Origin of the sequence: Lysinibacillus sp. A1 (genome assembly GCF_000801965.1) — a bacterium.
GTDB lineage: Bacteria > Bacillota > Bacilli > Bacillales_A > Planococcaceae > Lysinibacillus > Lysinibacillus fusiformis.
On the sequence record NZ_JSZM01000004.1, the window covers coordinates 18624 to 32421 of the forward strand.

Here is a 13798-nt window from a genome sequence, read left to right on the forward strand (position 1 = left end):
CAGTAGTCTTGCTATCATTATTATTTAATTAATATTGAATAGGAAGACTTTTTCTCATGTAATCGTATAAATAAAGCTGATGGAAGCTTTATCGAATACGGTTTTTTTATTTGTCAAAAAATGAGGAGGCAAAAGTGATGAAAAAAATGGATTACCAAAATGTACGTGGTACACAAGATTATTTACCTGAGCAGGAGGTGACTCGTCGTGCTATTCGACGCACTTTAGAAGACACATTTATGGCTTATGGCTGTAAGCCGATTGAGACACCAATTCTTAATTATACGGAGTTGATGGCTTCTAAATATGCTGGTGGTGCTGAAATCTTACAGGAAATGTATACACTAACGGATAGAGGTGAGCGTGATTTGGCGTTACGCTATGACTTAACAATTCCATTTGCAAAGGTAGTAGCGATGAATCCCTCTATTACGATGCCATTTAAACGTTATGAAATTGGTAAAGTGTTTCGAGATGGGCCAATTAAGGCGGGACGTTTTCGTGAATTTACACAATGTGATGTAGATATTGTTGGGGTGACGTCACAAGCTGCTGAAGCGGAACTAATGCTGATGGCGATAGATGCATTTGATAGGCTTAATCTCCAGATTAACATCCAATATAACAATCGCAAGCTTTTAGTTGGTTTACTGCAATTATTTGAAGTAGAGCAGCAACAAATGAATCAGGTTATTTTAATTTTAGATAAAATCGAGAAAATAGACCAAAAAACAATGCTATCTGAATTGAGGGAATTGGGAATTTCTGAAAACAGCATGACTAAAATAAAGAAATTTTTAGAGGCGCGACCTGAAATAAATATGGCCTATTTTAATGAGTTCGCTAATCAAAACACCATTTTGCAGCAAGGTATACAGGAATTAGTGGAGCTAACAGCTTATTTAAATGCACTTGGATTAAATGAGAAATGTACGTTCAATCCATTTTTAGCACGAGGGCTTGAAATTTATACAGCAACAATTTATGAAATCTTCTTAGCAGATGGAACCATTCGTTCGAGTATTGGGAGTGGAGGACGTTATGATCAGACGATTGGTGGCCTTTTGGGGTCTGAGGAGCAATCGTATGCCACTGTGGGAATTTCTTTTGGATTAGACGTCATTTATACAGCCTTGGAGGTTATAGGGAGAATCGAACAAAACGTTCCGATTGTGGATATTTATATTATTCCCCTTGGAACAGAAAAGTCAGCGCTGAAGTTGGCAGCAGCATTGCGGCAACATGAATATAAGGTAGAAGTTGAGCTTAGTGGGAAAAAAGTAAAAAAGGCAATGGAGAAAGCGAATCGGGAAAATACACCACAGGTTATCGTCCTAGGAGAAGATGAGGTCACGCAAAATATGTATAAAATAAAAAATATGCAAAGCGGTAAGGAAGAAGTAATTGCATTTAAATTTTAAATTGAAAAGGCATGTAGTCATTCATTTGGCTATATGCTTTTATTTTTATTTCACAAAAAGGAAAATTTTACTTGCATATTTGTATCTATGTGTATATATTGTATATAAAGTATATATACAATATTTTAAAAGAGGTATTTGCATGCAAATTATTATTTCGAACAGTTCTAAAGAGCCTATTTATGAGCAGATACATGCACAAATTAAAAAGCTAATTTTAACAGGGCAATTACAAGAGGGGCAGCCATTGCCTTCCATGCGCCAACTTGCCAAAGATTTAGAGATTAGTGTCATTACAACGAAAAGGGCATATGAAGAGCTTGAAAAAAATGGATTTATTTATTCTATTGTTGGGAAAGGATCATTTATCTCTGAACAAAATTCAGAAATGATGAAGGAAAGAAAAATGAAGGCCATTGAGGAAAAATTGTTGGTGGCGATTCAAAATGCGAAGGAAATGGATATTAGTTTAGCAGAGTTAAAGGCTATGCTTACTTTATTGTATACGGAGGATGAATAAATGGAAAATGTTATTGAATTACAGCATATACAAAAGTCCTTTAATGGTTTTCAAATAAAGGATTTTTCAATCCATGTTAAAAAAGGGTTTGTCACAGGGTTTATTGGAGGGAATGGTGCAGGAAAATCAACGACCATTAAAATGATTATGAATTTATTGCAGCAGGATAGTGGGACTATTTCTATTTTCGGTAAAAGTTATAAGAAACATGAAAAAGAAATAAAAGAACGTATCGGTTTTGTTTATGATGAGAATATCTTTTATGAAAATATCACACTCAAGGATATGAAAAAGATTATTAAACCTGCCTATAGAAGATGGGATGACAAGGCATTTCAGCATTATGTGGAACAGTTTGAGCTGCCCTTGAACAAAAATATGAAGACCTTTTCGAAAGGGATGAAGATGAAAGCATCCTTAGCCATCGCGTTAGCACATCATGCTGAATTAATCATCATGGATGAACCAACGTCAGGGCTCGACCCTATTTTTCGCAGAGAATTACTCAATATTTTACATGAGTTAATGCAGGATGGAGACAAAACTATATTTTTCTCCACACATATTACGACAGATTTAGATCGCATCGCAGATTATATAACGTTTATTCATAATGGCGAGCATATTTTCACAAAGGAGTTTTATAAAATTCAAGAGGAATACGCTATTGTTAAAGGAACCTTGGATTTATTAGATCGTGAAACGGAGCAGGAATTCGTCGCCCTTCGTAAAACAAACAGAGGCTTTGAAGCATTAACAGCCAATAAACATCGAGCAGCTACTATATTTGGCGATACAGTGGTGGTTGAAAAGCCTACGCTTGAAGACATTATGTATTATACAAAGAAAGGGTGGTAAGGATATGTTGAACCTTATTTTAAAAGATATTTTAATTCAAAAAAACATCCTAATATTCTACATAGCAACAATTATTCTTTATTTAATGGTCAATGTTCCGTCGGTATATATAGTATTTATATATAGTATCGTATTTGTTTTAAGTGCTTTTTCGAACGATGAAAAAGATAATGCAAATATTTTACTTAATTCATTACCGTATACAAGAAAAGAAATTGTTAGTTCTAAATATATTGGAGCTTTAATTTTTACAGGGCTCTTTATGCTCCTTACGTATTTGTTCGACTTTCTTTTAAATGGGAATCAGGTAGCTGTATTATGGAAGGAAATAGTACTGATTATGGGCCTCGTTATGATTGTCATTTCGTTTATTTTACCGATGTCCTATAAATTCAAAACAAAGTATTTAACTATTGCTATCATGGGATTATTTGGAGTTTATATGGTAATCATCAATTATTTTGTCCCTAACTTAAATAAACAAATAAGAACCGCTGTACAAAATTTCATGACTATACAGGAACTACAACTATACTTTATGATCTCATTACTAATTGTTGGACTCTATATAGGCTCATGGATGCTCTCAGTAAGGATTTATAAGCGCAAGGCGTTTTAAAAGAAAACGGCCGGTCCCATATAAGGTGGGACTCGAGCCGTTTTTGTCATTTGAAAGCTAACTTCCAAACAAGCATGTTGATAAAAAAAAGCACTATAAAATAAATAGTAGGTCCGAATGCTATTTGACTGGCAATTAAATAGTGTAGACCTGCCAAAATAGCTATAGGGATAAACAATAAAAAAGTTTTCCAGCCTTGAGCATCTCCAACCTCATCATATGGTTTGGTAAAAGGTATTTTATTGCTCATCGTTACGAAACAAAACAGTGTATATATCCAGCTTGTCACTAAAACTACTAGTAGGTCTGGGATAATTCGAATACCGTATATATAGCTAAAGACCAAACTTAGCACTAAAAACAATGGGACATATAATTTGATTAAAAATGCCTTTAAACTGCCTTTTTGTAAATTCGTATAATCTTTTAATGGAAGTATTTTGTAAATCCACGCCGCTTTAAATTTAGCCGAATGACCAAGTAAAAGGACAGCAGCTGGAATAATCATCATACTAAAATAAATATTTAAGTAGCTCATACTAGTAGCGTAATCAATTTTTTCGGATCCGCTAAAGGTAAATATAAAAATAAATGGGATAATAAATGAAAAACCTAAAGAAGGGTAAACTTTGAGCTTAAACTCGCGTTCTTGCTTCATCATAAGAGAGGCGAAACGAAAAAATGCTCTTTCTTCATGTGTTCTACATAGCAGCGTTAATAAAAGTACCTTCAGTCGATTGTTCTTCTCTTTTTTTGATTTACTTGTACTTAATAGTTTTTGAAGGTTACGTTCAAAGGTTGGGATGAGTTTAATATATAACCCAATCGAAAGTATCGGTATGATTACAGCAAAGAGGCTGTATAGTACTGTTAATAACGAAGTATCGCCATTTAGTAATAAGTTAAAGGGTGCAGCGAACCACATCGGTATTAGGAAGAGACTCCACCAATGAAATGACACCGTCATATCCAAATTAACGAATTCAAAGGACCGAATCAGAACCTGGTAGCCGATCATGAGCATTAACGACAAGGCAATTTGTACATAGTTGATCATATCCTTCAGCTTTTCACCATCGAAGAAGCGTAAAATGGCAATATATAAAATGGCAGTGATCGCTACAATAAATAAATTAATGAATATAATCTCTAGAACGGTTAAAAGGAAAAATACAATTCCTTGCGTAAAAAGGCTGACGAGTAAAGGGATGCCTGTTAAGGCAATTGTTAAATAGAATAAGTAAATGAAAATATGCATAAATTTTGCTGCGTTAATGGTTCTTGCGGAAATAGGCTTAGTTGATAGTATGCTTTTGTCTCGTACATCTAAGAGTACTGAGGAAAAGTCAGAAATCAATGAAGTCATAATTAAAAAAATGATCATGGCAAACGCAATACTCATTTGAAATAAAAAGTTTTGACCAAATCCCATGAGTGGGATTAGTATAAGGCCGAATAAAACATAAATCCATAGCGATTTAATATAGCCATATTTTTGATCGTTCTTCTTTTTGTTCTGATTAAATAGTGTGGGTACTTTACGTTCATCCATTGTTAATTTGATATGAAGGATTTTTCTCATTAGGTCATAATCAATACCCATTCTTACAAAGAGCCAGCGGAATAAATCAAGCAATTGGAGTGTTTTAAAATCTGTCATGATTGTACTCCTCGAACGATGGATACAAATTTCTCACCAATTTCCTGATGCTCATGAAATCCTGTTAACTGATTAAAGATCCTTTCTAGCGTTCCTTCAGTGTTACCAGCTTGTAATTGGGCAAAAGTTCCGTCCGCTGCTATGTTGCCGTCATATAGCAGGATGATGCGACTACTGATCTTTTCAACGACATCCATAATATGAGATGAGTAAAATATTGTTTTTCCATTGGCTGCGAGCTGCGTTAAAATCTCTTTAAAAATCATTACACTGTTTGCATCTAAGCCATTGATCGGCTCATCTAAAAATAATAGGTCTGGGTTATGTATAAGACTAGCAATGATTAATAGTTTTTGTCGCATGCCCTTTGAGTACGAGGAAATTCTAGAATGGTACGCCTCACCCACTCCAAACAACTCCATGAGCGATTTCGATTTGTCAGCTGCCTCCTCTAGCTCTAGCCCATATAACTGACCGATAAAGGTTAAATATTCATAACCTGTTAAGTTGTCATAAACATCAGCGATTTCTGGAACGTAACCAATTCTACGCTTATAGTCTATTTGATCTTGCCTAATGCTTTCACCAAAGAGCTTAATCTCGCCACCATAATCACCTTCAAGCCCCAAAATAATTTTAACAGTCGTGCTTTTACCAGCACCATTTGGACCAATATATCCGATAATTTCTCCTCTAGTTGCATGGAGGTTTATTCCTTTTAATATTTCCTTGTTTCCATAACTTTTCGTTAAATTTGTAATCGTTAAAATGTCTTCCATTTCAGTGCACCTCCATAATTATAGAAAAAATATCCATTAATACACTATAACATATAAAAAGAGAATATATTCCTTTTGGTAAAATGAAACCAGTTCAATTTCATGTGGTTGGGGAAGGGTTATTAAATTAAGAAATTATATATTATAACGCCAATTTTTATTCTTTTGCTGTCACAAAACGGTAGTGAATTTAGTTATACAGATAGAGAGGAGGGAAGCTTGTGACTATATCAAATAAAACAGAGGAAACGTTATTAATAAAAGAGGTAGTTAAACAAGTTCAGGCAGGGGATACTCATGCCTACACAGAAATCATACGGTGCTTCCAAAAACAAATCTATCTTTACTGTTACTACCTATTAGGAAACAAAGAAGAAGCTGAAGATGCCTCACAGGATGTTTTTATAAAAGGTTTAGAGAATATTCGCAAATTCTCTTACTCAGTGTCATTTTCAGCGTGGCTCTATAAAATTGCTCATCATCATTGTATCGACCTACTGAAGAAGAAAAATAAGGGCTTTAGATTTTGGACAGGGTTTAAAAAGGAGCAAATGGTCGAGCAGGCATATGAATCCCATCATTACGAGGATTCGATTCATCAGTTATTAGAGAAATTAAATGTGGATGAAAAAAGAATTTTATTACTTCGATCTATTGAAGAGTATAGCTTTGATGAAATTGCCTCTATCATGGATTTGAAACCAGCTACTGTACGCAAAAAATATGAACGATTACGAAAAAAATTGTTGAAAGAAAAAAAGCAAGGGAGGGGATATTATGAGCGTTCGATCAAAACTGAAGGATGATGAATTGAACATGCTAAAGAAGTACATCCGAGAAACACCCGTAGAAATTGATTTAGTTGACCGTGTTATGAATAAATATGACCATGATTCTAAAAAATTGATTACTCATAAAAAGAAGCCTCATAATGTGTTGGTAGTGAAGGCTATTGCTACCGTAATCGTATGCTTGCTACTAATCACGCCCTTCATTTCACCTACAATGGCAGCAACCATAAAACAAGTTCCTGTATTATCCTCTATTTTCAGTCTAGCTGGTGACCTTGGTCTGAAAACGGCTGATGAAAAGGGGCTTTCAACGAAACCTAATGCAAGCGTCAGTCACGATGGATTTACATTAAGTGTATCGGAGGTAGCATATGATGGTACACGTGTCTCGATTGGGATAGAGCGACCTCGAACAGCTAGTGAAACGGAGACATTAATGGAGCGCCTCGGCAATATTGAATTGTTTATTAATGGAGCACCTATAGATGATTTTGCTCCTAGTGAGTCGAATCATATTGGTATCTTTCTACATCCAGGAAAAGATAAGGATTCTACAATAATTGAGTTTTCGGATAAGAGCAATCAGGGAGGACAACCTTTCCCGGAGCAATTCGATTTAACAGTATATGCTACTATTACGGGCATACAGGCTCCTTTAAAGATTGATATTCCTGTGAAAAATAAAATTGCAGACTATGTGACTTTACAGCCAAATGTAAATCGACATTATAATAATATTCATTTTACAGTTGAACAGATCAAGATTACCCCTATTACAACCAATATAACGACGAGAACCATATTGACAGACAACTCCACTTTTATTGAGCCATGGTTAACAATGGGGATAGATATTTTTGATGAGCAAGGGCGTAAACTTGGACTAATTAATGGGAATGGTTGGCATGAGACCAATGGAAGTGAAAAAATTATGGATCATCGCTTTACTCCTTTTGAATCTGTACCTGCATCCATAACGATCAAGCCTTATATCCATCTTTTTAAGGAGCATCCAAAAGGAAGCTTTCAAATGGATGAGAATAATAAACCGATCATTCAATATATTCCTGAGCTAGAAGTGACAATACCAGTAAAGTAATAAAATATTATAAGTGAGAAGCGTTTTTATGGTTTATATTGGTTATTTTGAAACTGGCTGAGTATGTATTCGCTCCTATATAATGAAGCTTTAATAAGAATAAATCGAGGTGTGGAATGCTAATTAAATCCAATGAAGATTTGCTTATTTTACTAGATCATTTACTACGGGAGCCCCAACATTTTTGGAATAATTTTTATGATGATACATGTCGAAAGGTTCCTTTCTTTGTTAATAAGCCTGATGAAAATCTAGTACACTATTTTGAAAAGGAAATGATTTTTCCGAGTAAAGTTTTAGAATTAGGGTGTGGTGCAGGGCGTAATGCTATCTATTTAGCTAAAAAGGGATGTTCAGTGGTTGGAGTGGATCTATCAGAAAATGCACTGGAGTGGGCAAAAAAGAGAATATCTGAAGATGTGAATGTAGAATTAGTATGTGCTAATATTTTTGATTTAGATTTTCAACAGGAAAGCTTTGATTTTATTTATGATTCGGGATGCTTTCATCATATAGCACCACACCGTCGTGTTAGTTATATAGAGATCATTAATAGGTTATTAAAGCAGGATGGATACTTTGCTTTATGTTCATTTGAGGAGAATGGTACATACGGTGGCTCTGCCCTGACAGATGAGGAAGTATATTTAAAGCGCAGTTTAGAGGGTGGGCTTGGTTATACCAAAAGTCAACTACAGGAAATTTTTAATTTTTTGGAAGAAATTGAAATACGTAAAATGTTACCAATGTCTACAGTAGATCCGCATTTTGGATTAGAAGGTTTTATAGTAGGGTTATTCCAAAAAAATGATATTAAAGAGCCATTCTAAAAATGAACTGCCCCGTAAAAGTTAAATTGATATCTAACTTTTCGGGGCAGTTCACTTCTATTATAGTGAACTATTTAGAGAGCTCGACGACAGAATCATAAAAAATAGTAGTGGCTATAATGATATCCTCATCGGAGCTAAATTCTAAGGGATTGTGGCTAATGCCGTCTTTTGAGCGGACAAACAACATCCCGATTGGAGCGATTTCAGCCATATTCATGGCATCGTGTCCTGCACCACTTATAAGAGAATAGGGACGTATCCCTTGCTTTTCAATACTTATGGCAAGTTGTTGCTGTAGCTTCTCATCCGCTTTTGCAGGTTTAATGCGCTGTAATATTTTCGAAGCCAATGTAACATTTCTTCGGTCTGCAATTTGTTGTAGTTGCTGCAAAATCGTAGTCTCTAGTGATCTCACTTTTTGTTCGTCTATATCTCGTAGATCAATTGAGAAAGTAACTTTGCCTGGAATCACATTTGTTCCATTCGGGGACACAGTAAGCTTGCCGACCGTTGCAACCGCATCTGTAGTGTCATTTAATAGCCGTTCAATCGCTAAAATCATCTCGCTTGCCGCAGTTAGAGCATCCTGCCGAATGGGCATAGGTGTTGCACCAGCATGTTCACTGACGCCAGTGACAGTAATTTCTAACCATACAGGAGCGGCTATACCTGTTACAACACCTACAGGTAAATCTTCATTTTCTAGCACCTTGCCTTGCTCAATATGCATTTCTAAATAAGCTTTAATGTCATTTCGTTGAGCATTAACTAAAGGATAAGGCGACAATTGGAATTCCTTCATAGCTTCTTCAATGGAAATGCCAGCCTCATCTGTGTGCTGTAATTGTTCCTCCGTTAAAAGCCCGGCCATCGCACTACTACCAAGTAGCCCAAAGCCAAATCTCGTTCCCTCCTCATCCTTAAAAGCGACAACTTGTATCTTTTTAGAGGGGAGTATTTGTTGCTCATACAACCTATTTACGACTTCAATAGCTGCCAATACCCCTAATGCTCCATCGTATTTGCCGCCTTCTGGTACTGTATCAATGTGTGAGCCTAGCATAATGGTTTCATCGCCTTCACCATAAGTACCAATGAGATTTCCAACAGCGTCAACCGTTACTTTCATGCCAGCCTGTTCCATATAAATGGTCACTAGCTCAATAGCCTGTTTTTCTACTGATGTAAAGGAGAAGCGATTAATCCCACCTGTAGCTTCATTGCAGCCGATTCGGCTTAAGTCTTGAAGATGTTGTAAGAGTCTACCTCCATTAATCATGACAATCACTCTTTCATCTGGAATTGGAAGTGGTACTGTCCTTCTCATAAGACAAATTGGTCATGAACCACCTCTAAATTATTATTGTACCCTTTGGCAATAGTGGGGTCGATTACTTTGCAATGAAAGTGGCGCATTTACCTGTTTCATTATCCGCCGCTTGTTGACCCGATGGACAATGGATAACTGTTTTGTTGAACCTCGATTTCCTTATAAACAGTTCGAGCTTAAATAAATTATTATGACCCTTATCGTAGTGTGGCACATAGTTAATATTGTGAACGATCTTCATCACGTTTGATACGTATAATAATTTTGAAATAAGATAGAAAGAAGAACAACCACTACAATAGGAAATTACATACTGAGTGGACCTTTTGAGTTCACTCGCGTTATGCAAGAATGAAGCAAGGGGGTCAGGGATTGTTTAATGATTTTAAGATGGTGGATGATCGTCCTGTTTATGTGCAATTGAAGGATTATGTTCAAGATATGATTGTCAAAGGGCATCTGTTAGAACATCAAAAGCTTCCATCTACGCGTGAACTTAGTAAGCTATTAGCGGTTAGCAGAAATACAGTGCTGAATGCATATGCTGAGCTAGAGCAGGACGGCATCATTTACGCAGTGAAAGGAAAAGGGAACTTTGTAGGAAAGGTTACTACTTTGAAAACGTCCCCTATCGAACTTGACTGGAAAAATAGGCTGAATACAGCAACTTTGTTAGCAGATGAAATTGATTTAGTACGACAAGATATTCAGTGGCAAAAAGGGATGATCTCCTTTACTAGTATTGCTCCGGAAGAAAAGCTTTTTGATGTTGAAAATTTCAAAAGGGCTTTTCTTACACGTATGTCCCTTGAAGGCGATATTGTCTTGAATTATGGCTATGCAAAAGGATATAAACCTTTAATTGATTATCTCCTTCGCTATATGGAAATGAAGGGTGTAGATATTTCTAATAAAGATATTTTAATTACTAACGGCTTTACGGAGGGACTCGATATTTTATTATCCTCAATAGCTAAAAAATCTGGGCGTGTTCTATGTGAAAACCCTACACATCACGCAGCATTGAAGCTTTTTCGTTTACATGGGCTAGAAATACATGGCGTTGAGATGAGCGATGATGGCATTGACATGGAGCAGGTAGAAAAAATATTAGCCAAAATGGATTTTGATTTTGCCTATCTCATCCCGTCCTATCATAATCCAACAGGAATTGTTACCTCCTCTGAGAAGAGGAATGCTATTTTTCAGCTTTTTTCCAACTATCAAATACCTATCGTAGAAGATGGCTTTAATGAGGAATTAAGGTATTCAAGCTCTCATTTGGCACCACTAATCGCATTTAGTGGTTCAGGTAATAACATTGTCTATATTGGCAGCTTTTCTAAAATCCTTTTCCCAGGCTTACGTGTTGGCTGGATTTTAGCAGATAAGGAGCTAATTGCTAGCCTAGAAAGCATGAAAAGAGCGCGAACAATTCATACATCGACACTGGATCAGGCAGTGTTATATCAATATTTACAGGATGGTTATTTTGAAAAATATTTAAAGAAAGCAAGAGCTGTTTATAAGAAAAAGTATGAGCTTGCTCGTCAAGCCTGTATGGAGTACATTCCATTTTGCAAAATCAGAGGGGATGGAGGACTTCATCTCTTTATTGAACTAGAAGAGGGCATAGATGCTCGCAGATTATTAGAAAAATGTTATGACGAAGGTGTGGTGTTCTATCCAGGAGATGTATTTTATACAAATGGTCTTGGTAAAAATACATTTCGCCTAGGGTTTTCCCGTTTATCAGAAGAAGATATTGTCCGGGGGATTCAAATTATTGGGGATACATTAAGAAATGATAGAAGGGGTTGAAAAGATGAAAGTGGGCGTAATTATGGGCGGTACCTCCTCTGAAAAGCAGGTTTCGATTATGACAGGGAAGGAAATGGTTGCTCATTTAAATAAACAAAAATACGATGTTGTTGAAATAGTATTGGAAGACCATCAAGAGGTAATAGAAAAAGTGCAAGGTATCGATGTAGCTTTATTAGCACTGCACGGTAAGTTTGGAGAGGATGGCACGATTCAGGGTGTATTAGAAACATTGGGTATTCCTTATACAGGAAGTGGTCTTCTAGCAAGTAGTTTGTGCATGGATAAAAATATGGCCAAGAAAATACTGCGCTATGAAGGGATCGCCACACCAGATTGGATGCATCTCGTAAAGGGCGAGGAGCTGCCATTACAGGACATAGAGCTGATGGGTTATCCGCTGGTCGTTAAACCAAATGCTGGTGGCTCTAGTGTAGGTGTTCAAATTGTTCATGATCGAAATGCCTTATTGACGGCTGTTGCAGAGGTATTGAAGTGGGATAACGAAATTATTATTGAGCAGTACATGATTGGTGACGAAATTACATGCCCAATCCTCAATGATAGGCTATTGCCAGTCCTTTCAATCAAACATACAGCAGTATTTTTTGACTACCAGGCGAAATATGATGATGCTTCTACAATAGAGGAGCCTGTGGAGCTCCCACTTGCGATTCATGACCGTGTGGCAAAGGCTGCTATGACCAGCTATAAGTCTTTAAAATGTAGTGTGTATGCTAGAGTAGATATGTTAATTAAGGAGGGCGTTCCTTATGTATTGGAGGTTAATACATTACCTGGCATGACCCAAAATAGCCTGCTACCAAAAAGCGCCTTTGCTGCAGGAATTAGCTATTCTGCCCTATTGGATAGCATTATTGATAGCTCCTTACAGATTGATAATAGGTAATAGAAAAAACACCTTTTGCTTTCCTACAAAAGGTGTTTTACTATCTTAAGATTTAGCTAATTCAATAAAGCCTTCTCCAAAAACATCCCTTACATCATGAATGGCAATAAAGGCATCCTTGTCGACTTCTTTGACAATTTTTTTGAGCTTTACAACTTCTTGCTTACTAATGACGATATACAAAATTTCTTTTTGTTCCTTTGTATAATAGCCATGACCGGAAAGTACCGTAACTCCGCGGTTCATATAAGCAGTTACCTGTCCAGCAATGTCTTCTGGGTTTTTAGAGATGATCGTAACTGCTTTTTTAGGATTAACCCCTTCGATAACGAACTCCATCACCTTAGTACCAACATAAAGCATGATTATTGTTAACATTAATGCCTCTGCTCCGATGATAAAATAAGATGAAAAAGCAACGATTAAATCAAAGAATAAAAGTCCATAGCTAATACTCCAGCCAAGGTACTTGTTGGTGATTCTAGCTAAAATCGTAGAACCTGCCGTTGTACCACCGACTCTAATAATCAAACCAATACCGACCCCAGCAAATACTCCACCAAAAATAGTATTTACGATAATTTCATTTGAGGAAATCGACCAAGATTCTGTTAAATGTAAAAATAAAGAATGGAATGAGACCGCAATGATTGTATAAATGGTTGTTTGTCTATTTAGAAATTTATAGCCAACTAGTAGTAAAGCCGCATTCATAATAAAGCTGACAATACTCGGAGACCATCCGAAAAGATAATAGGCTATAATCGTTAAGCCCGTTACGCCACCTTCACCCAAATCATTTGGAATAACAAATAAGTTAACTGCTAGGGCAAAAAGCAGTGATCCAAGCATAATCATTAAAATATCTATTACGTATTTTTTCATTCACATAACACCACCATATCAAATTAGATTTTTTCTTAAATCCATACTATATCAGGTTTTCACCAAATGATATACTTTTTTTGTAATATTCATTTAGGATATATCGACCTTTTTTTGTATGTCTGTATACTAAGAAGACCTTGACTAATTAGAATAAATATTTATAATAATCATAATACTTTTAAGGAGGATTATTAAAAAATGACATATACAATGAGACTACGTTGCACCGTTTTGAACCAATAACTGAATAGGGTCAAAAACTCTGTTTG

The 13798-nt window shown here is 36.1% G+C and carries 13 protein-coding genes; 9 read left to right on the plus strand and 4 right to left on the minus strand.

Translation table 11 applies throughout. The annotated features are described in order from the left end of the window. Positions 1-137 precede the first annotated feature (137 nt). The 4 genes from PI85_RS02040 (at position 138) to PI85_RS02055 (ending at position 3418) form a co-directional block, all read left to right on the plus strand. Complete coding sequence (locus PI85_RS02040) at positions 138-1421, plus strand: histidine--tRNA ligase (RefSeq protein ID WP_036121493.1); 1284 nt, start codon at positions 138-140, stop codon at positions 1419-1421. Positions 1422-1563: 142 nt separating this feature from the next. Continuing rightward, positions 1564-1941: a GntR family transcriptional regulator gene (locus PI85_RS02045; RefSeq protein WP_036121491.1), complete on the plus strand. Its 378-nt coding sequence runs from the start codon at positions 1564-1566 to the stop codon at positions 1939-1941. After that, positions 1942-2799 carry an ABC transporter ATP-binding protein gene (locus PI85_RS02050; protein ID WP_036121488.1) on the plus strand — a complete coding sequence of 286 codons (858 nt, stop codon included), beginning with the start codon at positions 1942-1944 and terminating at the stop codon, positions 2797-2799. It begins immediately after the preceding gene. A gap of 4 nt (positions 2800-2803) precedes the next feature. Next, positions 2804-3418, plus strand: coding sequence for an ABC-2 transporter permease (locus PI85_RS02055; protein ID WP_036121486.1), 615 nt, complete (start codon positions 2804-2806; stop codon positions 3416-3418). A 46-nt stretch (positions 3419-3464) separates the two neighbouring features. Here PI85_RS02055 and PI85_RS02060 read toward each other — a convergent pair whose 3' ends face one another. Continuing rightward, positions 3465-5078, minus strand: coding sequence for a hypothetical protein (locus tag PI85_RS02060; protein WP_036121485.1), 1614 nt, complete (start codon positions 5076-5078; stop codon positions 3465-3467). After that, complete coding sequence (locus tag PI85_RS02065) at positions 5075-5857, minus strand: ABC transporter ATP-binding protein (RefSeq protein ID WP_036121482.1); 783 nt, start codon at positions 5855-5857, stop codon at positions 5075-5077. The genes PI85_RS02060 and PI85_RS02065 overlap by 4 nt, the downstream gene beginning before the upstream one ends. A gap of 221 nt (positions 5858-6078) precedes the next feature. Between PI85_RS02065 and PI85_RS02070 the strand changes: the two genes are divergently transcribed. From PI85_RS02070 to PI85_RS02080, 3 genes are all read left to right on the plus strand, one after another. Then, positions 6079-6663 carry an RNA polymerase sigma factor gene (locus tag PI85_RS02070; protein WP_036121479.1) on the plus strand — a complete coding sequence of 195 codons (585 nt, stop codon included), beginning with the start codon at positions 6079-6081 and terminating at the stop codon, positions 6661-6663. Continuing rightward, a complete protein-coding gene (locus PI85_RS02075; protein WP_036121477.1) occupies positions 6635-7747 on the plus strand; it encodes a DUF4179 domain-containing protein in 1113 nt (370 codons plus the stop codon). The genes PI85_RS02070 and PI85_RS02075 overlap by 29 nt, the downstream gene beginning before the upstream one ends. A 116-nt stretch (positions 7748-7863) precedes the next feature. Then, entirely contained in the window at positions 7864-8577 is a 714-nt protein-coding gene (locus PI85_RS02080; RefSeq protein WP_036121475.1) for a bifunctional 2-polyprenyl-6-hydroxyphenol methylase/3-demethylubiquinol 3-O-methyltransferase UbiG, read from the plus strand. A gap of 70 nt (positions 8578-8647) precedes the next feature. On the opposite strand, the gene PI85_RS02085 is transcribed toward PI85_RS02080, so the two are convergent. Then, positions 8648-9859, minus strand: coding sequence for a Zn-dependent hydrolase (locus PI85_RS02085; protein ID WP_036127435.1), 1212 nt, complete (start codon positions 9857-9859; stop codon positions 8648-8650). Between the two features lie 423 nt (positions 9860-10282). Between PI85_RS02085 and PI85_RS02090 the strand changes: the two genes are divergently transcribed. Both PI85_RS02090 and PI85_RS02095 read left to right on the plus strand, forming a co-directional pair. Continuing rightward, the gene (locus PI85_RS02090) at positions 10283-11731 is read left to right on the plus strand and encodes a PLP-dependent aminotransferase family protein (protein ID WP_036121472.1); all 1449 of its coding nucleotides are present in this window, start codon (positions 10283-10285) and stop codon (positions 11729-11731) included. A gap of 4 nt (positions 11732-11735) precedes the next feature. Then, a complete protein-coding gene (locus PI85_RS02095) occupies positions 11736-12641 on the plus strand; it encodes a D-alanine--D-alanine ligase (RefSeq protein WP_036121469.1) in 906 nt (301 codons plus the stop codon). A 45-nt stretch (positions 12642-12686) separates the two neighbouring features. Here the strand turns inward: PI85_RS02095 and PI85_RS02100 are convergent, their stop codons facing one another. After that, on the minus strand, positions 12687-13526 hold the full coding sequence (locus PI85_RS02100) for a YitT family protein (protein ID WP_036121467.1): 840 nt from the start codon (positions 13524-13526) through the stop codon (positions 12687-12689). Positions 13527-13798 lie beyond the last annotated feature (272 nt).